The 25,508-nt window shown below is 44.1% G+C and carries 21 protein-coding genes; 20 read left to right on the top strand and 1 reads right to left on the bottom strand.

The genetic code is table 11. The features are described 5' to 3' along the window. Nucleotides 1-125: 125 nt before the first annotated feature. The 8 genes from V3C63_RS07365 to V3C63_RS07330 all read left to right on the top strand — a co-directional run bounded on the left by V3C63_RS07365 (nt 126) and on the right by V3C63_RS07330 (nt 13,202). The gene (locus V3C63_RS07365; RefSeq protein WP_329887151.1) at nt 126-1,334 is read left to right on the top strand and encodes a S41 family peptidase; all 1,209 of its coding nucleotides are present in this window, start codon (nt 126-128) and stop codon (nt 1,332-1,334) included. Nucleotides 1,335-1,349: 15 nt separating this feature from the next. After that, a complete protein-coding gene (uvrB, locus tag V3C63_RS07360; RefSeq protein WP_329887150.1) occupies nt 1,350-3,326 on the top strand; it encodes an excinuclease ABC subunit UvrB in 1,977 nt (658 codons plus the stop codon). An 18-nt stretch (nt 3,327-3,344) separates the two neighbouring features. Further along, entirely contained in the window at nt 3,345-6,167 is a 2,823-nt protein-coding gene (gene uvrA, locus V3C63_RS07355; RefSeq protein ID WP_329887149.1) for an excinuclease ABC subunit UvrA, read from the top strand. 109 nt (nt 6,168-6,276) lie between these two features. After that, a complete protein-coding gene (gene leuS, locus V3C63_RS07350) occupies nt 6,277-8,688 on the top strand; it encodes a leucine--tRNA ligase (protein ID WP_329887148.1) in 2,412 nt (803 codons plus the stop codon). A gap of 62 nt (nt 8,689-8,750) precedes the next feature. Then, nucleotides 8,751-9,197 carry a ribonuclease HI gene (gene rnhA, locus V3C63_RS07345; protein ID WP_329887147.1) on the top strand — a complete coding sequence of 149 codons (447 nt, stop codon included), beginning with the start codon at nt 8,751-8,753 and terminating at the stop codon, nt 9,195-9,197. Nucleotides 9,198-9,340: 143 nt separating this feature from the next. Then, nucleotides 9,341-10,675 (top strand): NADP-specific glutamate dehydrogenase, encoded by a 1,335-nt coding sequence (gene gdhA / locus V3C63_RS07340; protein ID WP_329887146.1) that lies wholly within the window; start codon nt 9,341-9,343, stop codon nt 10,673-10,675. Nucleotides 10,676-11,246: 571 nt separating this feature from the next. Next, nucleotides 11,247-11,690 (top strand): hypothetical protein, encoded by a 444-nt coding sequence (locus V3C63_RS07335; protein WP_329887145.1) that lies wholly within the window; start codon nt 11,247-11,249, stop codon nt 11,688-11,690. A 132-nt stretch (nt 11,691-11,822) separates the two neighbouring features. Then, nucleotides 11,823-13,202, top strand: a complete 1,380-nt coding sequence (locus V3C63_RS07330) for a sodium-dependent transporter (protein ID WP_329887144.1) — start codon at nt 11,823-11,825, stop codon at nt 13,200-13,202. 71 nt (nt 13,203-13,273) lie between these two features. On the opposite strand, the gene pta is transcribed toward V3C63_RS07330, so the two are convergent. Next, nucleotides 13,274-14,284: a phosphate acetyltransferase gene (gene pta / locus V3C63_RS07325; protein ID WP_329887143.1), complete on the bottom strand. Its 1,011-nt coding sequence runs from the start codon at nt 14,282-14,284 to the stop codon at nt 13,274-13,276. A gap of 279 nt (nt 14,285-14,563) precedes the next feature. Here pta and V3C63_RS07320 point away from each other — a divergent pair, with 279 nt between their 5' ends. From V3C63_RS07320 to V3C63_RS07265, 12 genes are all read left to right on the top strand, one after another. Continuing rightward, nucleotides 14,564-15,232, top strand: a complete 669-nt coding sequence (locus V3C63_RS07320; RefSeq protein WP_273267547.1) for a response regulator transcription factor — start codon at nt 14,564-14,566, stop codon at nt 15,230-15,232. After that, nucleotides 15,232-16,473 (top strand): sensor histidine kinase, encoded by a 1,242-nt coding sequence (locus V3C63_RS07315; RefSeq protein ID WP_329887142.1) that lies wholly within the window; start codon nt 15,232-15,234, stop codon nt 16,471-16,473. Before V3C63_RS07320 ends, V3C63_RS07315 begins: the two co-directional genes overlap by 1 nt. Nucleotides 16,474-16,581: 108 nt before the next feature. After that, nucleotides 16,582-17,049: a tRNA (uridine(34)/cytosine(34)/5-carboxymethylaminomethyluridine(34)-2'-O)-methyltransferase TrmL gene (trmL, locus tag V3C63_RS07310; RefSeq protein ID WP_329887141.1), complete on the top strand. Its 468-nt coding sequence runs from the start codon at nt 16,582-16,584 to the stop codon at nt 17,047-17,049. Between the two features lie 151 nt (nt 17,050-17,200). Beyond that, complete coding sequence (locus V3C63_RS07305) at nt 17,201-18,043, top strand: fumarate hydratase (protein ID WP_329887187.1); 843 nt, start codon at nt 17,201-17,203, stop codon at nt 18,041-18,043. Beyond that, nucleotides 18,043-18,615: a Fe-S-containing hydro-lyase gene (locus tag V3C63_RS07300; protein ID WP_329887140.1), complete on the top strand. Its 573-nt coding sequence runs from the start codon at nt 18,043-18,045 to the stop codon at nt 18,613-18,615. The genes V3C63_RS07305 and V3C63_RS07300 overlap by 1 nt, the downstream gene beginning before the upstream one ends. Nucleotide 18,616: 1 nt before the next feature. Then, a complete protein-coding gene (locus V3C63_RS07295; RefSeq protein ID WP_329887186.1) occupies nt 18,617-19,855 on the top strand; it encodes a pyridoxal phosphate-dependent aminotransferase in 1,239 nt (412 codons plus the stop codon). A gap of 20 nt (nt 19,856-19,875) precedes the next feature. Further along, a complete protein-coding gene (locus tag V3C63_RS07290) occupies nt 19,876-20,889 on the top strand; it encodes a LacI family DNA-binding transcriptional regulator (RefSeq protein ID WP_329887139.1) in 1,014 nt (337 codons plus the stop codon). A gap of 30 nt (nt 20,890-20,919) precedes the next feature. After that, nucleotides 20,920-22,152, top strand: a complete 1,233-nt coding sequence (locus tag V3C63_RS07285; RefSeq protein WP_329887138.1) for a TraB/GumN family protein — start codon at nt 20,920-20,922, stop codon at nt 22,150-22,152. A 122-nt stretch (nt 22,153-22,274) separates the two neighbouring features. Beyond that, nucleotides 22,275-22,940 (top strand): amino acid ABC transporter permease, encoded by a 666-nt coding sequence (locus tag V3C63_RS07280; RefSeq protein ID WP_156788680.1) that lies wholly within the window; start codon nt 22,275-22,277, stop codon nt 22,938-22,940. A 46-nt stretch (nt 22,941-22,986) separates the two neighbouring features. Further along, a complete protein-coding gene (locus V3C63_RS07275; RefSeq protein WP_425355365.1) occupies nt 22,987-23,739 on the top strand; it encodes an amino acid ABC transporter ATP-binding protein in 753 nt (250 codons plus the stop codon). Between the two features lie 58 nt (nt 23,740-23,797). Beyond that, a complete protein-coding gene (locus V3C63_RS07270) occupies nt 23,798-24,667 on the top strand; it encodes a histidinol-phosphatase (protein ID WP_329887136.1) in 870 nt (289 codons plus the stop codon). A gap of 141 nt (nt 24,668-24,808) precedes the next feature. Then, on the top strand, nt 24,809-25,444 hold the full coding sequence (locus V3C63_RS07265) for a helix-turn-helix transcriptional regulator (protein WP_329887135.1): 636 nt from the start codon (nt 24,809-24,811) through the stop codon (nt 25,442-25,444). Nucleotides 25,445-25,508 lie beyond the last annotated feature (64 nt).

The raw sequence follows: 25,508 nt of genomic DNA, 5'->3' as shown, positions 1-25,508 counted from the left end.
ATTTTAGTCCAGATCTTAAAGATCTGGATTTTTTATTTTGGGTCAGAATTGTTTGTCAAATAAATTCGATTGAACTCATTCTTGAGTATGATACAATATGACAATTAGTTTTGAAGGAGTCGAATATGCAGGAAAAAAGGCATCCCCGAAAATGGCTTTGGGTGATAAGTTTGATATTGGTAACCAACGCGATGACTTTTGTATTAACGGCATTGGGCGTATGGCATTTGCCAAAACGCTATGTAATTTCGGCATCAAGCCGAAGGACAGCGCACGATGCACAAAAATTTGCTACGTTGGAAAGCGCTATTCAAGATCGGTATTATCAGAACATCACATTAAATAAAATCAGCACATCGGCTTACAGAGCCATGTTCAAAGCGGTCGGCGATCGGTATTCGGAGTACTATTCTGAACCTCAGATGAAAGAGATGAATCAATCCATCTCCGGGACTTATGTTGGGATCGGCATTGCGGTAACGGAAGATAGTGCTCGAAATGCCATTATTGTAACGGTTTTTAAAAATTCGCCGGCAGCTAATGCAGACTTAAAAATCGGTGATAAAATTCTTTCAGTGAATGGCCGTTCAATGGCGGGCAAGGGAACTGTAGCGGTCGTTTCGGGAATCAAGGGAAAATCGGGAACTAAGGTAATGGTTGGCATCGAACGTAACGGAGAAAAGAAAGACTTGACGCTGGTCCGTCGTGCCATTACCGCTCCGACGGTTAGTTCAAGGGTGATATCCCGAAACAATCGAAAAATCGGCTATATTGCAATTACCGAATTTACCGATAAAACCAGCCGTGAGTTTAATACACAGCTAAAGGCACTTCGGGCTCAGCAAATCGACGGTCTGGTGATTGATTTGCGCTGGAACGGCGGCGGCATTGTTAATTCGGCGGTAAAGGTGGCCGACAATATTGTGGGCAAAGGCGAAGTGGTTTATACAGTGGATAAAAATGGGCATCGTGAGGATTACCGAGCAACGAGTCAGGAACATTTTGATCAGCCGGTGGCGCTTTTGGTGAATGGTTATTCCGCCAGCGCTTCGGAGATTTTAGCCGGCGCATTGCAAGATACCAAAAAAGCTTCTTTGATTGGAAGCAAAACGTTTGGCAAGGGCATTGTGCAGGAAGTGGTACCGCTGATGGATGGCAGTGGTTATAAATTGACAATTTCTCAGTATTTCACGCCCAAGGGTCGTAATATCCACAAAAAAGGATTGACACCTGACTATGTGGTAAAGCAATCAAAAACTTACCAGAATGTCGTCATTGTACCAGAGAGACAAGACTTGCAACTTCAGAAAGCGTTGGAAGTAGTTACACACTAAAAGGTGAAAATAGAAATGGAAAGAGAAAATCAGCCCTTTGAAGTCGTCTCAGATTATGAGCCAAAAGGAGATCAAGGGCAGGCGATCGAGAAAATTGCTGAAGGCATTAAAAAAGGTCTGAAATATCAGACTCTTTTAGGGGTTACAGGATCCGGCAAGACCTATACAATGGCAAAGGTCATTGAGGCCGTTCAGAAACCGACACTTATTATTGCACATAATAAAACATTGGCGGCACAGCTTGCCAATGAATTTCGAAGCTTTTTCCCGAATAACGCTGTTGAATATTTCGTGTCCTACTACGATTATTATCAGCCCGAGGCTTATGTGCCCGGGCGCGATATTTATATCGAAAAGGATTCTTCAATCAATGATGAGATCGATAAATTGCGGCATTCGGCAACAGCAGCGCTTTTTGAGCGTCGAGATGTGATCATCATTGCGTCGGTTTCCTGTATTTATGGTCTGGGAAGCCCGATAGATTACGAGCACCTTGTTTTATCGCTGCGCCCGGGAATGGAAAAAGATCGGGACGACATTATCCGCAAACTTGTTGAAATTCAGTATACAAGAAATGACATTGGTTTTGAGCGCAATAATTTTCGTGTTCGCGGTGATGTATTGGAAATTTTCCCGGCAGCATCGACGGATAAAGCCGTTCGTATTGAATTCTTTGATGATGAAATTGACCGAATCACAGAGATCAATATGGTCACGGGAGAAATCACCGGAGAATTGAGTCATATTTCCATTTTTCCGGCTTCACATTATACGACGACGCCAGAGCGGCTCGAATCAGCCATTAAAGGCATCCGGGAAGAATTGGGTGAACGCTATGCCTGGTTTAATGAGCACAATCGATTGGTAGAAGCCCAACGCATCCTGCAACGAACCAATTATGACCTGGAGATGCTTCAGGAAATGGGATACTGCACCGGGATTGAGAACTATACGCGGCACATTAACGGAATTCCGGCGGGCAGTCCGCCGTACACCTTGATCGATTATTTTCCTGATGACTTTCTGATGATTGCCGATGAATCCCATGTCTCCATTCCACAGATCGGCGGAATGAGTGCCGGCGACCGCGCACGCAAAAAAAATTTGGTGGATTACGGGTTTCGGTTGCCTTCTGCCTACGATAACCGGCCGTTGACGTTCCAAGAGTTTGAAGGCAAAATCCATCAAATGGTGTTTACAACGGCAACGCCCGGTCCTTATGAGAAAGAGAATAGCGAACGGATTGTGGAACAGTTGATTCGCCCGACGGGGCTCTTGGATCCGGAAATCTTCGTGAGGCCCATTAAAGGGCAAATCGACGATCTTCTGGGCGAAATTCGTGAGACCACCAGTCATCGGGAACGTGTGCTCATCACAACGTTGACCAAAAAGATGGCGGAGGATCTGACGGATTATCTGAAAGACAATGGGGTGCGGGTGCGCTATCTGCATTCGGATATCGACACCATCGAACGCATGGAAATTCTTCGGGATCTGCGTTTGGGAAAATTTGATGTTTTGGTTGGGATCAATTTGCTGCGCGAAGGACTCGATTTGCCGGAAGTGGGACTGGTGGCCATTTTGGATGCCGATAAAGAAGGGTATTTGAGAAGTGAAACCTCGCTCGTCCAAACCATTGGCCGCGCGGCGCGAAACGCAGATGGCCGGGTGATCATGTACGCGGATCACATCACAAAGTCGATGGACTGCGCCATTACCGAAACCAATCGCCGACGCGGAATTCAGAAGGCCTATAATGAAGAACATCACATCACACCAAAAACCGTGGTCAAGGATATTCACGACGTGATTGAAGTGACAAAAGTAGCCGAAAAGGCGGAAACCTATGATGTAAAGGTTCCGTCAGAGCCTAGCGAAACGGATGTTAATGAACTGAAAAAACAAATGCAGGAGGCCGCTGCGCATCTGGAATTCGAAAAAGCAGCCGCGCTCCGAGACGAGATTCAACGCTTGGAAGCGGCAATCAAATAACAAAAATTAGGAATCATCATGAAATATTTATCTGTGAGAGGTGCGAAAGAGCACAATTTAAAAAATATCAATGTGGATATCCCTCGGGAAAAGCTGGTCGTGTTTACCGGCGTTTCCGGTTCGGGCAAATCGACGCTGGCCTTTGACACGATCTATGCCGAAGGGCAGCGTCGCTATGTGGAATCTCTGTCGTCGTATGCGCGGATGTTTTTGGGCAATTCCCAAAAGCCGAACGTCGATAAAATCGAGGGCTTATCTCCGGCAGTTTCAATCGATCAGAAGACAACCAACCGCAATCCGCGTTCGACGGTGGGAACGGTAACGGAGATTTACGATTATTTTCGCTTGCTTTATGCGCGGGTGGGTATCCCGCACTGCCCGCGTTGCGGCAAGCCTATTTCTTCCCAGAGCATCGACCAGATTGTGGACAGTATGATGCAGCTGTCGGAAGGGACCAAATTTATGATTCTGGCCCCGGTTGTCCGCAGTGAAAAAGGGCAGCATAAAAAGATTCTCAATCATCTGAAAAAGGAAGGCTATGTGCGCGTGATGGTAGACGGCGAGATCCGCGATCTTTCAGATGAAATCAAGCTTAAAAAGAACGTCAAGCATAGCATTGATGTGGTGGTGGACCGTTTGAAGCGGCGTTCATCACTTGAGAAGCGTTTGACCGATTCGGTCGAAACCGCTTTGAAGATGGCCGACGGCCTGGTGCGTTGTCAAGTGATCGATGGCGAAAGCCGACTGTATAGTGAAAAATTATCCTGTCCGGATTGCGGTATTTCCATGGAAGTGCCCGAGCCGAGATCGTTCTCCTTCAATAATCCCTATGGGATGTGTCCGGCCTGCAACGGCTTGGGCTTTCACAAGGAGATTGATCCGGACCTTTTAATCCCGGACAAAAGTTTATCTATCGATGAAGGCGCCATTAAATTTTTCGGCTTAAAAAACGAGAACAAGCATCTGCTGGTCATGATCAAAAGTTTATTGCGCAAACATGGCTTTGATATACACACACCGATTGAAGTGATGTCCGATGCTTTTATGAATGAACTATTGTATGGCAGTGATGGCGAAGTGACGGTGGAATACGACGGAAAATTCACAGGGACCTACACTACGACTTTCGAGGGTTTGGTCAACAATATGGAACGGCGCTTTCGGGAAACCAGATCTGACACCATGCGGGGCTTCATCGAGCGTTACATGGCCGATATTCCATGCCCGGTTTGTCATGGCGATCGTTTAAATCCCAATAGTCTCGCGGTAACGGTATGCGATAAAAATATCATTGAACTGACGAAGATGCCGATTCGAGACGAGCTGGATTTTTTTGAAGTACCGGATTTGTCTGAACATGAAATGATGATTGCCGGCCAAATTATTGTCGAAATCAAAAATCGTCTGAAGTTTTTACAGGATGTCGGCTTGGAATATTTAACGTTGGCGCGATCTGCCGGCACTTTATCCGGGGGGGAAAGCCAGCGCATCCGTCTGGCAACGCAGATCGGCACTGGTCTTACCGGCGTGCTTTATGTTTTGGATGAACCCAGCATTGGTCTTCATCAACGGGATAACCGCAAATTGCTGCGATCCCTTCGGCATTTAACGGATTTGGGGAACACGCTCATTGTGGTCGAACACGACGAAGAGACGATGCTTGAAGCAGATTGGATCGTCGATATCGGGCCGAAGGCCGGGATTCACGGCGGGGAAGTCGTGGCAGAAGGAACGGCTGAAGCCATCCGAAAGAATCCCAGGTCTCTGACAGGGCGCTATCTTTCCGGTGAAAAATTCATTCCGGTTCCGAAGAAGCGGCGGGAAGGGACCGGGCAATTTATCACGATCAAAGGGGCGGCCGAACATAACCTAAAGAAGATTGACGTGGCATTCCCGTTGGGAAAACTTGTCTTGGTCACCGGGGTTTCTGGGTCCGGTAAGTCGACCTTGGTCAACGATATTTTGTATAACGGCGTTTCACGCAAACTGTATCGCAGCTATAAGCGGCCGGGCCAGCACAAAACAATCACCGGAACGGAAAATATCGACAAGGTTATCGCCATTGACCAATCGCCGATCGGCCGAACACCGCGTTCCAATCCGGCAACGTATACCGGTCTTTTTGATTTGATCCGCGATCTTTTTGCGAGCACCAACGAAGCGAAGGCGCGCGGCTATAAAAAGGGGCGTTTTAGTTTTAATGTTAAAGGCGGCCGATGCGAAACCTGTCACGGCGACGGCATTTTAAAAATCGAAATGCATTTCCTGCCGGACGTTTACGTACCCTGCGAGGTCTGCGGCGGCGCGCGCTATAACCGGGAAACCCTTGAAGTGAAATATCGAGATAAAAACATTGCGGAAGTCTTGAACATGACCGTGGACGAAGCCTTGGAGTTTTTTACCAATCTGCCTCGGCTGAAGCGCAAATTGCAGACGCTTCACGATGTGGGCTTGGGCTATATCAAATTGGGACAGCCTTCGACGCAATTATCCGGCGGGGAGGCACAACGCATTAAATTGGCAACCGAATTATCCCGGCAGAATACGGGTAAAACCCTTTATATTCTGGATGAACCGACGACAGGACTGCATATTGACGATGTGGCTAAACTCGTAACGATTATGCATCAGCTGGTTGATTTAGGGAATACCGTCGTCGTGATTGAACACCATCTTGATGTGATTAAGGTGGCAGATCATATCATTGATCTCGGTCCGGAAGGCGGTGATGGTGGCGGCACGATTGTGGCGCAGGGCACGCCCGAAGAAGTGACACGCATTCCGGAATCTCATACCGGGCAATACCTCAGGGAGATTCTGACACGAGGGGGTTCTGATTGAGACATGACGGAGCGCCTGCAGGCGTAGCAAAGTCGGATAAAGCATTTGACACGCCATAAACCCATCGCTATAATGAAGTGGTTCATAAGATTTTAATGGGGAGGCACCAATGATAAAATATCATCACGAAAAGATTGAAAAAAAATGGCAGGAGCACTGGGAGAAAACGAACGCTTTTGCGACGGATAATAATATGATAGGGCCGAAGTTTTATGGATTGGTTGAATTTCCATATCCGAGCGGTGTCGGCCTTCACGTCGGCCATGTTCGAGCATACACATCTTTGGAAGTGATTGCCAGAAAACGTCGCATGCAGGGTTACAACGTTTTATTTCCCATTGGTTTTGATGCTTTTGGCCTCCCGACAGAAAATTACGCGATTAAAACCGGGAAACACCCCCGAGAAGTGACAGATCACAACATTGAGGCCTTTACCCAACAGCTGAAAGCCATCGGTTATTCGTTTGACTGGGATCATACGGTTGACACAACGGATCCGGCTTATTTCAAGTGGACGCAGTGGATCTTTTTACAGATGTATAAACACGGGTTGGCCTACAAAGACCACACCTATGTTAATTTCTGCACCGGCTGCAAAGTGGTATTGTCAAATGAGGACTTCCGGGACGGCAAATGCGATCGCTGCGGTTCGCCGGTGGTCCAGATGGAAAAAGATGTCTGGTTCTTAAAGATCCGCGAATATGCTGAAAAACTGCTTCAGGGTCTGGATGAAGTGGATTATCTTCCCCGGATTCAAACGGAACAGGAAAATTGGATTGGCAAATCCGTCGGTGCAGAAATTAACTTTGCCATTGCTGGTCACGACCAGATATTGAAGGTTTTTACCACCAGAGCCGATACACTGTACGGTGTAACCTTTATGGTCATTGCGCCGGAACATCCGCTTATTGAAGAGCTTGCCGATGAAATCCAGAATATGGATGCAGTGAATGCTTATAAAGAAAGCGCGCAGCGCAAGACAGAATTCGAACGGGTTCAGCTGGCTAAAGATAAAACCGGTGTTAAAATTGAAGGTATTCAGGCCATCAATCCGGTTACTGGCGATGCCATCCCGATTTTTATTGCGGATTATGTCATGATGGGATATGGAACCGGTGCAATCATGGCGGTGCCGGCACACGATGCCCGCGACTGGGATTTTGCCAAGAAATTTAATCTGCCTATCGTGGAAGTCATCAAAGGCGGAAACGTTGAACGAGAAGCATTCACCGATGTTAGTTCTGGTGAAATGGTCAATTCGGGATTTTTAAGCGGCAAGCAGGTTAAAGAGGCGATTCCGGACATAATCGCCTATTTAGAAGAAAAAGGCCTTGGCAAGAAGACTGTCAACTATAAAATGAAGGACTGGGCATTCAACCGCCAGCGTTATTGGGGTGAACCGATCCCGATCGTTTATTGTGAGCATTGCGGGACGGTCCCAGTACCGGAATCTGATTTACCGGTGGAATTGCCAAAAGTCTCCCATTACGAACCAACGGATACCGGAGAATCGCCGCTGGCAGAAATTGAAGATTGGGTCAATACCACCTGTCCGAAATGCGGGCGTCCCGCCAGACGGGAAACCGACACCATGCCGCAATGGGCCGGTTCCAGCTGGTATTTTTTGAGATATATAGATAATCACAATGATGAATGTTTGGCCGATATGGACAAACTCAAATATTGGCTACCCGTCGATTGGTATAATGGCGGAATGGAGCACGTTACTCGTCATTTACTCTACTCGCGATTCTGGCATCAATTTTTATATGATATTGGTGTCGTTCCCACCAAAGAGCCCTATGCCAAGCGAACCGCTCAGGGACTTATCTTGGGATCGGATGGCGAAAAAATGAGCAAATCCAAGGGCAATGTGGTTAACCCTAATGACATCATTGCTGAATATGGCGCTGACACGCTTCGGACTTACATTATGTTTATTGGCGATTATGAAAAACCGGCACCTTGGTCGGATAACGGGATTAAAGGTTGCCGCCGCTTCTTGGACCGGGTTTGGAAATTGCAGGACATGGTGGTAGAAGGAGACACATTTTCTAAGGAACTGGAAAATGATATGCACAAAACCATTAAAAAGGTCAGTGAAGATTATGAAGCGATGAAGTTCAACACGGCAATTGCTGCTTTGATGAGCTTGCTCAATCATTTTAATCAGGTAGGGCAGACCACTAAGGCAGAATATCGAGACTTCTTGAAACTGCTTTATCCGGTTGCCCCCCATATCACGGAAGAGCTTTGGGAAATGGCTGATTTTGCTAGCGAACTGCATCAAACCGATTGGCCGGAATATGACGAAACCAAAACGGTTGATGCCGTGATCGAAATGGCCGTGCAGGTTAATGGCAAGGTTCGCGGCAAGATTACGCTTTCTGTCGACGGCGATCAGGATCAGGCCCATCAGCTTGCATTGGACAACGAAAATATTCAAAAATTTCTGGAAGGCAAATACATCATCAAAGAAATATTCATTCCAGGAAAGATCTATAATATCGTCGCAAAATAATAGGCTTTTAAAACGAAGGCTGCTGAGTATCGGCAGCCTTTTTTATAGCATAGGTAGAATTGATGAAAAATGTTGAAATTTACACAGACGGCGGCTGTCGTGGAAATGGTCAGGACCGCGAAAATATCGGCGGCATTGGCGGTGTTTTGATTTATGGTGATTATCAAAAAGAATTTAAAAAGGGCTATAGAAATACAACTAACAATAAAATGGAGCTTCTGGCAGTTATTACCGCATTGAAAATGCTCAAAGAGCCATGCCGCGTCACGATTCACTCTGATTCGGCCTATGTGGTGAATGCCTTTAATCAAAATTGGATAAGTGGCTGGAAAGCAAAGGGATGGACTCGGGGTAAAGCCGGGGCGCTAAAAAATGCAGAGTTGTGGCAGGAATTGGACCGATTGGTGTCACAGCATGAGGTGATCTTTACAAAGGTAAAAGGCCATGCGGATGATGCCGGCAACAATCGGGCCGATGCATTGGTCAATCAGGCAATGGATGAACTCTGATCATTTTGTATGTCATAAAGAACATTAAAATGCGAAATAAATGTTGATTGTCCCAATGCTTATCGCTATAATAGGATCACGTTAAATTTGTATACATTGTTCATCGGGACAATGGGTATAGAAGCTTTCAGGAGGAGTTTTAAATGTCATATGTAGAAGAGATTTATAATCGCGTCGTCGAAAAAAATCCGGCAGAGCCTGAATTTCATCAGGCGGTAAAAGAAGTTTTGGATTCTTTATCTATTGTCATCGAACAACATGAAGAAGAATACCGTAAAGCGGCTTTACTGGAAAGATTAACGGAACCGGAAAGAATCGTCTCCTTCCGTGTACCGTGGGTTGATGACCATGGTCAGGTTCAGGTCAATAAAGGCTATCGCGTTCAGTTCAATTCAGCGATCGGACCTTACAAAGGCGGCCTGCGTTTCCACCCGACCGTTACACGTGGCATTTTAAAATTCCTCGGCTTTGAACAGGTCTTTAAGAACTCGTTAACCGGCCTGCCAATCGGCGGCGGCAAAGGCGGTTCTGATTTCGATCCTAAGGGTAAATCCGATGCTGAAGTGATGCGATTTTGCCAGAGTTTTATGACTGAGTTATGCAAATATATCGGTGCGGATCAGGATGTTCCGGCTGGTGACATCGGTGTCGGCGGGCGCGAAATTGGTTTCCTATACGGCCAGTATAAACGCATCAAAGGCTTATATGAAGGCGTTTTAACCGGTAAAGGCTTGACCTGGGGTGGCTCCTTAGTCAGAACGGAAGCGACCGGTTATGGACTGGTATATATCGTTGAAGAGATGCTCAAGCATCAGAATGACGATTTGAAGAATAAAACGGTTGTGATTTCTGGCTCCGGCAACGTGGCTATTTATGCGACTGAAAAAGTTCAGCAACTGGGCGGCAAGGTCGTTGCGCTGAGCGACTCCAGCGGTTATGTCTATGATCCGGAAGGAATCCAGCTCGATATTGTCAAGGATATTAAAGAAGTACGCCGCGGCCGCATCAAAGAATATGCCGATCGGGTAGCTTCCGCGACTTATACTGAAGGCAAAGGCATTTGGACCATCACGTGCGATTTGGCGTTGCCTTGTGCAACTCAGAACGAATTGCTCATCGACGATGCCAAAACTTTGGTCGCTAATGGTGTTAAGCTGGTAGCTGAAGGAGCCAACATGCCGACATCCATTGAAGCGACACAGTATCTGCAGAGCAATGGCGTTGCCTTTATGCCCGGGAAGGCTTCTAACGCCGGCGGGGTGGCGACTTCTGCTTTGGAAATGACTCAGAACAGCGAACGTTTGAGCTGGACCTTCGAAGAAGTGGATGCTAAGCTTAAAGACATCATGGTCGGGATTTACGCCAAGGTTGCTGATGCGGCGAAACGTTATGACAAGAAAGGCGATTTTGTAACAGGTGCCAATATCGCTGGCTTTGAGAAAGTTGTCGATGCGATGACCGCTCAGGGTATTGTTTAAAGACAAATTCAACAAGATTGAAGAAACAAAAAGTCCTCTTTAGAATTAAGAGGGCTTTTTTATGTGCTATAATTTATTGTAAAAACATTTTAAAGGAGGCTTTATGAATTCTAATATTATTCACGAAACCCGAAAATGTATGCGGATCGCACTGATCATTGATCAGAGAATCGAAAATACCGTGCCCGCGTGACCGAGAGCGGCAAATTAAAAATCTGACGTCAGTCCAGTCTGTTCGCATATATCCGAGTATTGCGTCATTGGCTATCATTTATACGGTTTCAAGGGAAACTTTGCTGAATCAGTTGTACAGATTGGGGTTTTACCTTGTCGCCTCACCGCGAGTTTTAAAGGAACGAAATCGGGACAAGGCTTTGGAGTACGCACCGTATCCTTTGACACTGGATGAATTGGAACACCGGAAATGGGATATTTCCTTGAAGGAAAAGCGAATCGGGGAAGTATTGATCGATGGCGGCGTGGATATGATTTTGCTGAGACCGTTGGCTTTTTGCTATCATCTCTGGCAGTTGGCAGATGTCTTGGAGCGATAATCGCAGGAGAAAAAACTATGAAAGCAACTAAAAAACAAATCAGAATGATGAAGGCACTTTACACAGATGCGGATGTGACGGCGTTTCAAAAACTGATTGACCGGCAATGGCAAATTGTTGAGACAGGCGTCGATAACGATGATGATGAAAACGCTATTGCCGAAACAATCATAACAATTTTTCAATTGGCATTGAATGAACAGGTGAAAATGGTATCAACCTTTGATTCAAAAGCTTATGCGCGAGCACTCAATGACAGCGCTTCCGATAAAGGAGATGCGCCGGAGAAAAAAGCCTTCGACTCTTTGAACGCTGCAAAGATAGATTTTGCGTTTGGTCACACATTTCACCGGATGGATCAATTAGTGACAGAAACATTGGATCGCATTCGCGTTTTCATGCGGCGATATCCTCGTTATGAAGAGGCCGTACGAACGCTGTGGCATGTGACGCATCAATAAAGGTACGTATTGCTTTTTACATCATTATTGCTTTCAGTAAATTTTAAGTGTATAATAATCAGAACTTGTGCCGTTGTGAGACAGCGCAATGATTTCGCGACAAAATTTACAATTAAATGGAGGCATTATCGTTTGGAAAAAACAAGTAATCAAGCAAATAAGCGCGGCAGCTTTTCTAGCCGAATCGGTTTTGTGATGGCTGCAGCCGGTTCGGCCGTTGGATTGGGAAATATCTGGAGATTCCCATATCTTGCAGCAAAATACGGCGGTGGGATCTTTTTGTTAGCCTATCTAATTTTGGTATATACCTTTGGTTACACCATGATTATGTCTGAAACGACTTTAGGCCGAATGACCGGGAAAAGCCCGGTCGGCGCTTTTAAACATTTTGGCCGCTCCGGAGCCCATCGCTTTGGCGGTTGGATCAATGCGATCGTTCCGATGCTGATTGTACCGTATTATTCGGTTATTGGAGGATGGGTTGTCAAATATTTAGTCGGTTATTTTCAAGGGCATACCCAGGCCATGGCATCCGATAATTATTTTGCGCAATTTATTGGTCACGGTTTGCCGGTTGAAATTTATTTTTTAATCTTTACGTTATTAACAGTGCTGGTTATCGTAGCCGGAGTTCAAAAAGGAATTGAACGTATTTCTAAAATTGGTATGCCCATATTGGTCGTTTTAGGTATTTTGGTAGCAATCTATTCAATAACGCGTCCCGGTGCGATGGCTGGGGTTAAATATTTTTTAATTCCCAATTTTAAAAACTTCTCATGGATGACGGTCGTATCTGCCATGGGGCAGATGTTCTATTCGCTTTCAATTGCGATGGGGATCTTATACACGTTTGGCTCCTATATGAGTCATGATATGGATATTGAAAAATCAACGACCCAAGTTGAATTTTTCGATACGGCGATTGCTATTTTGGCTGGGTTGATGATTATTCCGGCAGTTTTTGCTTTCTCAGGCGGAGATCCTAAAGTTTTAAAAGCGGGACCGTCTTTAATGTTTATCACATTGCCGAAGGTTTTTGGTAGCATGGGTTTGGGAACGCCAGCTGGCATTGCCTTCTTCCTGCTGGTGCTTTTGGCAGCACTTACCAGTTCAATTGCATTGGCTGAATCTGCGGTGTCAACTTTTGAAGATGAACTTGGCTGGGGAAGATTTCGTGCTACGATCTTAGTGACGTTTATCATGGTGGCTTTAGGATCTTTGTCGTCGCTTGGTTTCAATGTTCTCAGCCATATAACCATCATTGGTATGGACTTTTTGGATTTCTTTGATTTTCTGTCCAATTCAGTGATGATGCCGATCGCAGCCATTGCAACTTGTATCTTAATTCTGAATTCTGTGACACTTGATCAAATTGCGGCAGAAGTTAAGATTACATCAATCTTTAAACGTCAGCGTATTTACAATTTATTTATCAAATATTTTTGTATTCTTTTTTTGGCGATTATTTTGGTGAGTTCACTACTCAATGTGTTTGGGATTATTTCGATGTAAATAAACAAATCCAGTAAAAAAGAGCTCCATTCAAAACAAATTTGAAATGGAGCTCTTTTATTTTTGCGCGATTAGCTGAGTGCCGCAGTAATAAGCGACATTTTATAAACTTCGTCGGCATTGCAACCGCGGGAAAGATCGTTGATAGGAGCATTGAGTCCCTGAAGAATAGGACCAAGAGCCTCGAAGCCGCCGAGACGAGATGCAATTTTATAACCGAGATTACCGGCTTCGATAGTTGGGAAAATAAACGTATTGGCTTGTCCGGCAACTTCTGAATTCGGGCATTTTGTTTGGGCAACAGCAGGAGAGACAGCAGCATCAAATTGCAATTCACCGTCAACAGCCAGTTCTGGAGCTAATTTTTGTGCTTCAATCGTGGCGTCGTGTGAAAGCTGAACGGTGCCGCCCTTACCGGATCCTTTGGTGGAAAAAGACAGAATAGCCACTTTTGGATCGATACCGAAAATCTGGGCGGTTTTTGCAGATTCCACAGCGACTTCAGCCAGTTGCTTGGCGGCAGATAAAGTGACATTGCCGTCTTTATCCAGGCGATCCTGATAATCAATGTTGATGGCACAGTCGGCAAACGCAAGCTTTTCTTTTTCTTGGTTGCGCATCAGGATAAAAGTAGAACTGACCAAATGTGCGCCAGGTTTGGTTTTAATGAGCTGCAGCGCCGGGCGGACCGTATCCGCAGTGGAGTAAGTTGCGCCACCAAGCAAACAGTCAGCTTTACCCATTTTGACAAGCATGGTGCCAAAATAATTGCTGTGCGTCAGTGATTCGCGGACTTGTTCTTCTGTCATTTTTCCCTTGCGTAGATCTATCATGGTCTTGACCATTGCTTCGATATCCGCATAATGAAGCGGATCGATCATTTGGCACCGGCTGATATCAAAACCGTTGATTTGGGCTGATGATTGAATGGTGTCAACAGATCCCACCAAAAGCACTTGCAAAGTGCCGTCTTGCGTGAGCCGTTCCGCAGCTGCTTGAATTCGGAGATCTTCCCCCTCCGTGAAGACAATGGTTTTTTTCTCAGATTGAAGCCGTGATTTAAATTCATTAAAAATGGACATGAAATTCCTCCCCTGAAATTAATATAGATAAAATAATGATAGCTTAAATAAGCTGAATTTATCTTTAATTTACAGCTTGAAAGATTTTTTGTCAATAAAATAAGATCCCATTTTACGGATAAAATAGGATGGAGAAAAGTAAAAGAATAAACGTGTGATCTGGAGGAAAAAATCATTTCGGATCGGAAAAGCCCGAAAGTTAGGGCTTTTCTGTTCAAGCAGAATTAAGAAAAAATGGATATACTGTTGCAAAAATAAACGAGAGGCTGGAAACAATTTATGCGAATTTTGTTTATTGAAGATGAAAAAAAAATTACAGATGCCCTGCAAGAATTGTGTAAAATTCAAAATATTGATTGCGATGTTGCCAATGACGGTGAAGAAGGATTACTTTTCGCATTAAATCCGATTTACGACGTTATCGTTTTGGATATCATGTTGCCGCTCAAAAGCGGTCTGGAAATTCTCAAGGAAATTCGCGACAGAGACATCACGACACCGGTGTTAATGTTAACGGCGAAAGGTACCGTCGACGATAAGGTCAAGGGGCTTGATCTCGGCGCTGATGATTACCTGGTCAAACCTTTCTCCGCGAAAGAATTGTTTGCCCGCATCCGGGCATTGAGTCGCCGTCCGGACAACGAAATCAAAGGCGAATGTATTGACTTCGAAAACATCAGCTTTAACACTAAAAAGAATACCCTTCAAACGGAAAGTGAAGAATACAAACTCTCTGTTAAAGAAGCAAAGATTCTGGAAATGTTGATCAAACGTCCCAATCAGGTTTTTACGCGTGAACAGATATTAGATCGTGTGTGGGGATTCGATAAAGAGGTTAATGAAAATAATATCGAAATTTATGTCCATAATCTGAGAAAAAAATTGGCTGATACCAATGTTAAAATTGATACTATCCGTGGTGTTGGATACACAATGGGTAAAAGATAATGTTCAAGGAGATTAAAAAGCAAATCACGCTTTTTAACGTTCTGATCCTTATTGTTTTTTTGTTGATATTTATTTTGCTTTTGGTTTTTATGCTGCGATGGAACATTACCAATAACAGCGAACATTATTTGCGGGAAGTTGCTAATAATATTCGCAGTGGGGAAGTCTATCCTAACGATGGCAAAACTCAGGATTTTCATAATCAAATCGGTTATGAATATATCGTGTGGGACAATCATGACAGCATTGATCGCATGAAAATTATGAATAGCTCCTTGATCATGCAGGGTTATTCTTATGTGAAGAATACAAAATTCAACGATGCTTTTAAAACCTTTTATACCGATGATGTTTCTTACCGGGTATATTCGATTCGCTTTAGGGAAAGAGGAAAAGTTAAAACCTTACAGGTCTATCAGCAGATTACTTCGGAGTTGAGTGCCACACGAACCATTTTAATTTTGTTGCTTTTTATCGGATGCGGCGGCATTTTGGTCTTGATTCCGATCAGTTATTTCTTAGCGGGAAAATCGCTCCAGCCGGTCAAGGAGAGTTTTGAAAACCAAAAAAAATTTATTGCGGATGCTTCTCATGAGCTGCGAACGCCATTAACGGTCATTCAAACCAATGTTGAGGTTTTACGCCTAAAGGAAGACGAGGTATTGTCCGAAAATCTGCACTGGCTTGATAATATCGCCAGCGAAAGTGAAACCATGTCGAAACTGGTATCCAGCCTTTTGACGATCGCACAGGCAGATAACAAACGAATCGTTATGGAAAAAAAACCATTTGATTTAAGTGCTTTGTGCGCAGAAGTCGTAGATTTGATGTATGATTTTGCCGCAGAAAATCAAATTGATCTGCAAGGCGATATTCAGCAAAATGTTGAATTTAAAGGTGACGAAGAACAACTGAAACGTGCCATTCGCATTTTGGTGGACAATGCCATTAAATATACGCCTGGAGAAGGAAAGGTAACCATCAAACTGCGTGAAGGTGTTCGAAATGTCATGATCGCCATTAGCGATACGGGGGTAGGGCTTTCGGAAGAAAATAAAAAGAAAATTTTCAGCCGATTTTTCCGCGTGGATGATGCGCGTAATCGCGAATCTGGAGGCTTCGGTTTGGGATTAAATATTGCTGATATGGTTGTTAATCAACATGGCGGCCATATCAAAATTGATTCTAAATTGAATGAAGGCAGTACCTTTTCAATCGTATTGCCAAGGCTCACCCTATAATTTAAAATTAATGATAAGATGGAATTGTAAATTTTACAAATCCATCTTTTTTATTGCACATAATTCTTTTATAATATAAACAAGTGAAAAGAGAAAGGATTTAAACACATGTTCAATATTGTATTATTCGAACCGGAAATTCCGCAAAATACCGGCAATATTGCCCGAACTTGCGCATTGACCGAGACAAAGCTTCATTTGATCGAGCCGCTGGGATTTTCAATTGGCGACAAGGCGGTTAAGCGAGCGGGGCTGGATTACTGGGATATGGTTGATGTAACAGTTTATCTCGATTTTGAAACATTTTTGGAAGCAAATAATAACCCAGAGCCGTATTTGTTAACAACGCATGGCAATCAAAATTATGCAGATATTGCTTTTAAAAATAATGACTACATCATGTTTGGGAGAGAAACAGCGGGGCTGCCGGAGGCGATTCATGCGCGATATCCGAATAAACGTTTTCGTATCCCTATGAAAAATCATCCTCACGCACGTTCATTAAATTTGGCCAATTCGGTGAATATTGTTTTATATGAGGCATTAAGACAAAATCAGTTTTTCAATTTGATATAACCGGATTAATTTAAAGATCGAAATGAAAAACTTGAAAAACTTGAAAAAAGTGAAAAAGCTTCAAATAAATCGATGAAAGCCTTTTAAATTATGTTATAATAATGCTGTTATTTTGAAAGTGATTTTTAAAAATGCGTTGTTAAGAGGCACCATGAAAATAATTCAAACAGATGTCATCGAGAAAGAGATTGCAAAATTATGCATTGATATCAATGCCAAACTTAATCCGGATGTTCTTGAAGCGCTCCAAGCAGCGGAAGCATCAGAAATTTCTGAAACGGGACAAGGCATTTTAGCACTCATACATCAAAATATCGATTTGGCGCAAGAACGCCATCGTCCCATCTGCCAGGATACGGGGATGACGATCGTTTTTGTCAAACTCGGACAGGATGTTCACATTGAAGGCGGCTGTTTAGAAAACGCCATTCAGGCGGGGGTTCGCAAGGGCTATGCGGAGGGATTTCTTCGCAAATCGGTGGTGGCGGATCCATTATTGCGGGTGAATACCAATGATAATACGCCGGCGATTATCCATTATCAGATTGTTGAGGGTGAAACACTGGAAATAACAGTGATGGCCAAGGGATTTGGCAGTGAAAATACCAGTGCACTCAAAATGCTGAAACCATCAGACGGTATTGAAGGTGTGAAAAAATTCGTGTTGGAAACCATTAATAAAGGGGCTCCCAATGCGTGTGCGCCGATTATTGTCGGTGTGGGATTAGGCGGAACTTTTGAAAAGGCAGCGCTTTTGTCAAAAGAAGCATTGACGATTCCTTTAAATCAAAAGCATCCCCAAAAGCATCTTGCCATATTAGAAAATGAAATTTTAACGCAGGGCAATACATCGGGAATCGGCCCCATGGGAATGGGCGGCCTTAACACAGTGTTGGGGGTCCACATTTTAGATTATCCGACACATATTGCCGGCCTGCCGGTTGCTGTTAATCTTTGTTGCTATGTCGATCGACATGGAAAGGTTGTGCTTTGATGAAACACTTACAAACACCCTTGTCATCGGAAGATATTGCCTCATTAACAGCCGGCGAACAGGTATTTATTGACGGTATTATTTATACAGCAAGAGACGCAGCGCACAAGCGCATGATTGAAAACTTGAATTGTGGGAAGTCACTACCCATTGATATACGCGATCAGATTATTTTTTATATGGGACCATGTCCAGCGGCACCAGGCGAAATCATCGGGCCGGCCGGTCCCACAACCAGTCACCGAATGGATGCTTATACCCCTCAGCTTTTGGCTCGTGGATTAAAAGGGATGATTGGCAAGGGCAATCGGACAGAGGCGGTTATTGACGCGATAAAACAAAAAAAGGCTGTTTACTTTTCTTGTGTAGGCGGGACAGGCAGTTTATGTGCCGACCATATTCAAGCGGTTGAAATTATCGCTTACGACGATCTGGGAACAGAGGCCATCCGGAAATTAAAGGTAAAAGATTTTCCAGTTATCGTGGCAATTGATGCAAAAGGAAACAATATATACCAGAAGGGTATAAAAAAATATAGAAACTACATAAATGGAGGACAAGATTGTGAATAGAATGGTGATTGAAACATCTGTAAGGGCTCAGGGAACGGATCCGATTTTCCAGGTGGCTTCTGAAGCCAATAAACGCATTGCGGAAATTGGCCGAGATAAAGTCATTAATTCAACCCTGGGCGCATTTATGGATGACGATGGCAAGCTTGTGACTTTTGATTCTGTCTATTCTGTTTTCAGAGATATTCCAGACGCTGGGATTGCAGCCTATGCTGGGATTGCGGGGACGCCGGAATTTTTGGAAAATGTGGTTTATGCTTGTTTCAAACATCATAAGCCGGAAGGCTATATCAAAGCGGTGGCCACACCGGGCGGAACGGGTGCGATTCGCAATGCAGTCGCCAATTATTCAGAGGTTGGCGACACCATTTTGGTTCAGGATTGGCACTGGGCGCCTTATGGCACCATTGCCGATGAAAACCATCGCAAGATCACAACATTTCAGCTGTTTAACGATGAAGGCAATTTCAATATGGAATCCTATAAAGAAGTATTCTTGAAGCTTTTCAAAAGCCAGCATCGCGTTTTATCCATCCTGAACACACCGGCCCACAATCCAACGGGTTACAGTATCTCCGTTGATGAATGGAAAGAACTAATCGCTTTTTATACCGAACAGGCCAAGGCTCATCCCGAATGGCGCATTATTGTGCTTTGCGATATTGCTTATATTGATTTTGCCGGCCAAGGTGAAGATGCCCGGGCATTTATGGAATTGTTGACCGGCATGCCGGAAAATGTGTTGCCATTGTATGCTTATTCAGCTTCGAAAGCGTACACCATGTACGGCCTGCGCAATGGAGCGCTGCTTTGTGTGGCACCGACGGAAGAAATTGCCAACGAGTTTGCCGCAGCGGGAGCCTATTCCAACCGCGGGACTTGGTCCAACGGCACCCACGTCGCACAGACGACCTTGGCTAATATTGTTTCGGATCCGATCTTACTGAACCGATTTGAAACGGAACAGGCAAAATGGCGTGACATTCTTCAAATGCGTGCCAAGGCCTTCACGGATGCCGCAAAAGAAGTCGGCCTGAAAACCTGTACCTATCGTGATGGGTTCTTCTTGTCGGTTCCCAGCAAGAATCCAGAAGCAGTGCGTGACTATTTGATGAAAGAGGATTTCTTCCTGGTAGCTTTGGCAAAGGGGTTGCGCTTTGCCCCTTGTGCAGTCAATGAAGAAAAATGTCGCAAAGCACCGGCCCTGATTAAAAAAGCTTTAGTGGAAATCGACGGCTAATCCCTTAAGGAGGCTATAAAATGAAAGTTAAAATTGTTGATGTTGCCAGAGAAGCCAATGTTTCTGTTGCAACGGTATCGCGTGTTGTCAATAATATTCCGTTGGTCAATGAAGAAACGCGGGAACGTGTTCTGGCCGCGATTAAAAAGACCGGCTATAAACCGAATGCCATTGCACGGAGCCTTAAAATTCAAAAGACCAACACACTTGGAATTATGATCCCCAATATCACGGATCCTTTTTACACCGAAATGGTCCGCGGAGCCGAAGATGTTTGCGGCATTTACAACTACAATATTATTTTGAGCAATACCGACTTCGATCCCGAAAAGGAAAAGAAGTCTTTGGATGTATTGGTGGAAAAGCAATGCGACGGTGTCATTTATGTCGGCAAGGACTTGACAGAAGAAATGCGTCAGGAACTTATTGATGCATCTTGCGAAGTCGTTCTGGGCTGCGTGCCGGACGATTCCGCGAAATTATCGGGGGTTCTGGTCGACAATGAAGCAGCGGCTTATGATTTAGCAATCAAAGCAATTGAAGCGGGACATACACACAACGCTATTTTTAACGATAACAGCGAAAACGGTTATATCACCCTCAAACGCATGGAGGGCTTTAAGCGCGCATATGCCGAAAAGGGGCTGGATTTTGATTCGGCATTGGTGCTTTACGGCAACAGCAGTGTTCTTAGCGGTGCACATATGATGCACAATGCCCTGGAAGGAGACGTGCCCTTTACCAATGTATTCTGTTATAACGATCAGATGGCCCTGGGCGCGATTCGCGAAGTGGAGCAAAGCGGGAAAAAAGTACCGGATGATATTTCTGTTTGTGGGTTTAATAACTTCTGGGTCGCCGAGTGGGTCAGCCCTAAAATCACGACGATTTCCCAGCCGATGTATGACATTGGGGCTGTGGCTACGCGCATGCTCATTAAAATGTGCGAAAAAGAAGAAACAGAAACCAAAACGCTGTACGTTCCTTACGATTTGAAAATTCGCGAATCTCTGAAAGATGTTCGCAAAGCATAAAATAAAAATATGCCTTGATATTTGAAAAGCATGTTTAAATTCAAACATGCTTTTTTTGTCGGAGTTTCACTAATTATGAAAAAAAATATTGAATACCTGGAGAATGGAATCATCCAAATAACGGACGAAAACAAAGAATATATTTTGATTGGGACCGCCCACGTTTCGTCAGAAAGTGCGAAATTGGTTCAGCAGGTGATTGATGAGCAGATGCCAGACACGGTCTGTATCGAGCTGGATCAGGGACGCTTTCAAACGATCACTCAAAAACAGGCCTGGTCCGATACGGCTTTTGTCCAAGTGATCAAGGACGGACGTGCCGGTTTTATGTTCATAAACATTCTCCTATCCCATTATCAGCAAAAGATCGCCGAACAACTTGGGGTTCAGACCGGAGGAGAGATGCTGAAGGCCATTGATTCCGCCAAAGATGTCGGCGCGGATATTGTTTTGGCAGATCGAGATATTCAAATCACCTTTAATCGCATTTGGCGGGGATCTTCTCTCTGGGAAAAATGTAAATTAATGGTCTCGATTGCTTTGAGTCTTTTTGATAATGAAACTTTATCCGAGGAAGATATTGAGGAATTAAAACAAGAAGATATGCTCAATGCTTCGCTGATGGCATTGTCAGAGCATTATCATGGAATTAAGCGATATCTCGTCGACGAAAGGGACACTTATCTTTGCGAAAAAATCAAACGCGCGCCGGGGCAGCATATCGTTGCTGTTGTGGGGGCCGCTCATATTCCTGGGATTCTAAAAAATTGGAAAGAGACACATAACTTGGAACCGCTGGAAACAGCACCACCAAAATCAAAAACTGGAAAAGTCATCGGTTGGAGCGTATCCGCCTTGTTGGTGTTCATGGTGATTTTAACGCTGTCAATCAGTCCGCGCGCTGGATGGACACAAACACGTAATTGGCTTCTTTTAACCATGAGCGGCGCAGGCGTTGGAGCCCTGATATCTTTGGCACATCCGCTGACCATTCTCGTATCGATTGCAATGGCGCCGATTTCGGCATTGAGTCCTGTTTTGGCAACCGGCTGGTTTGCCGGTATCAGCGAAGCCCATTGGCGCAAACCGAGGGTGACCGATTTTGAAAATCTTTCGCATGATTTGAATCATTTGAAGGGTATTTGGCATAATCAGATCACGCGGGTGCTGCTGGTTGTTATTCTGACCAATTTAGGCTGCGCTTTGGGAAATATTGTCGGAAGTTTTCACATCATTCAGGTATTTTTGCGCACATTATTTTAACGTAAGAAGGCATGGGTTTGCGATATGAATAAATATTTTTGATTGCAGCCGTCTTCTGTATCATGTATAATTATTTGTAAATTTGTTTAAAAATACTTTATCAAGGAAGCGAGGCGTTTTATTTGTTAACCTCTACCCAAATGTGGGCTATTTTTAGCGGGACCGTCTTAACCATTGAGGTAGCAATTGTTGCTGTTGTCTTTGGTGCGATCTTGGGCATTGTTGTGGCACTCGGGCGAATATCCCACAATAAAGTTGCTAATGCGGTAACTTGGTTTTATGTATGGTTTTTTCGCGGAACCCCATTGCTTTTGCAATTATTCATTGTTTATTTTGCCGTTCCGATCATTTATCTCAATGCGACAGGATCGACCTTTGTGATTGATCCGATGTTCTGCGCTTTTGTAACCTTCTCACTGAATTCAACCGCATATATGGCCGAAATCATTCGGGCCGCAATTGAGTCCATTCCGGAAGGTCAAATGGAAGCCGCCAAAGCGTTGGGGATGAGCTATCATCAGGCCATGCGAAAGATTATTATCCCGCAGACGTTCAAACGTTTAGTGGCGCCGTTAGGCAACGAATTGATCATGCTGCTGAAAGACACTTCATTGGTTTCAACCATTGCTCTTTTTGATGTCCTGCGAACGGTCAAGACCATGGCCAGTTCGACGGGAAACTGGATTTATTATCTTTACGCTGCCGCGATTTATTTATTTTTAACGACTATTCTCCAAGTTATTTTTGATAAGTTAGAAACTCGCTTTGGCGCGTACGAAAGAAGGTAAGCATATGGCGACCAATCAAATAACACAAACGAACAACGAAGAAATCATGGTGCGCGTTAAAGGACTGACGAAGTATTTTGGCGATTTGGAAGTTTTAAAGGGTGTCGATTTTTTTGTGAAGCGGGGAGAAGTTGTCTGCATTATCGGGCCATCCGGTTCCGGAAAGAGCACGATGCTCCGTTGCCTCAACCAATTGGAACGCATTACCGATGGAGAAATCTATATTGAAGAAGAGCTGATGGACAAGCGGAAAAAAGATAAGACCATCACCCATATCGACGGCAGTCAACTGCAAAAACTTCGTTGCGATTTGGGGATGGTGTTCCAGAACTTTAATTTGTTTCCACATTTATCGGTGATTGATAATGTGACCGTTGCTCCGATTACCGTTAAAAAGGTGAACAAGCAACAAATTCAGGCACGAGGATTAGAACTTTTGGACATGGTTGGCCTGAAAGACCGTGCGAATGAATTTCCGATTCGTTTGTCCGGCGGGCAACAACAGCGCGTTGCGATTGCCCGGGCTTTGGCCATGGATCCGAAGATCATGCTTTTTGATGAACCGACATCAGCTTTGGATCCGGAGTTGGTCGGCGATGTGCTGGAAACCATGAAAGCATTGGCTCAAGCGGGGATGACCATGATCATTGTCACGCATGAAATCGGCTTTGCTCGCGAAGTGGCTGATCGCGTGATTTTCATGGATGATGGCGTCATTTGCGAAGAAGGAACGCCGGAAGAAGTGATCGCTCATCCCAAGGAAGAACGCACCAAGAGCTTTCTGAATAAAATATTGTAATGAACCAATTTAAGAGCATCTTTCAACGGAGAGGTGCTCTTTTTTAGAAAGGAAATCGATGATCCAGAGTAACTACCATATCCATACGGACTTTTGTGACGGCAAACAATCTGCCGCGGCGATGACTAAGGCTGCTATTCAGGCCGGATTGACCAGCATCGGATTCTCAAGTCATGCACCTTTAAAGTATTCAAACGATTGGACCATGGCAGACGATGATTTGCCCAACTATCTTCAAACCATTGAATCGCTCAAAGTACGGTTTAAAAATCAAATCAAAATTTATACCGGACTGGAAATTGACTATTATATGGATACACAAGGAATTTCGGAACGAGTTCAAAAAACATTACCGGCACTGGACTACTGGATTGGCAGCATCCATTGTATGGGGGCTCTGCCAGACGGGGAAATAGCTTATTTTGATGATACTCCTGAAAGTATGCAGGCGGGCCTAACGGCATTATATAATGACAATGTGGCTCAGATGGTTGGTGATTATTATCAGGGAATTGCCCAGATGGCTACCGACTTAAAACCGGATATCATCGCTCATTTTGATTTGATCAAGAAAAATAATTCCCTTCAGATTTTCTTTGAAGAACAGGCAGCCTGGTATCGCGACTGCTGGCACAGTGCCTTGGGAGCTATTGCCCAGTCAGGCTCTATTTTGGAGATCAACACGGGCGGCATTTATCGCTATGGACCGTCGTGTTTATATCCCTCTGTCGATATTTTAAAAGAAGCACACCGCTTAAAGATTCCAATCACAATCAGCGGCGATAGCCATGACTTGCCGATGGTTGATTACGGGTTTAAAACATTCTTACCAGATATTTTATCGCAATTGCAAATAAAAGAAATGATGATTTTAAAGGAGGGGAGATGGACCGTTCAACCCATTGAAAATATTGAAAAAAGCATTTGAAAATTTCAATGCATATTCTGACGTAATTACATTCAGATATTTTTTTGTTAGTTCCAAAACGAGATTTTGCACTTGATAATGCTTTGCTTAATTCATAAAAGTGTTATACTTAATATGATAAATGTTATGGGTGGTGACAAGATGGAGTTGACGGAAAGACAAAAAAAAATTATCGAGATTGTCAAAAAGTACGAGCCGATTAAAAGTGAAGATATTGCTGAAAAAATTGATATTAACCGTGCAACAATCCGCCCGGATTTAACGTTGTTAACGATGATCGGCGTCTTAGAAGCTAAACGTAAGGTTGGCTATTCCTACACTGGAAAATCCATTTTGCACATGATCGGTTCGTATATTAAGACCATTTCGGTTATGGATATTCAGACAGAACCCACAACAGTTCCAATGGATACCACCATTTACGACGGGATTATCACCATGTTTACGCAAAATGCCGGTACGATTTATGTAACAGATCAGGATTATCTGATGGGAATTGTCAGTCGAAAAGATTTTATGAAGTCAATGATTGGCAAAGAAAATATTGAAACGCTGCCAATATCCATTATCATGACACGCATGCCCAATATTATTTATTTGGAAGAAACTGAATCAGTTTACGATGCGGCGAAGAAGACTATTAAATACGAGGTTGAATCATTGCCGATTATTCGCAAGGCACAGGATCAAAATGCTGTCGAACGGTTAGAACTAATCGGAAAAATTTCTCGGACCAATATCACGCGTTATGTCGTTAATCTCGGAAACGATGATTAGACATTGAATGAATTATCCTTGAAGGGATGTTCAGATAAAACTTTATGTGCAAAAAAGTGTTGAG

This window comes from Pseudoramibacter faecis, assembly GCF_036289405.1.
In the GTDB taxonomy this organism is placed as follows: Bacteria; Bacillota; Clostridia; order Eubacteriales; family Eubacteriaceae; genus Pseudoramibacter; species Pseudoramibacter faecis.
This window is presented reverse-complemented; position numbering and strand designations above follow the sequence as displayed.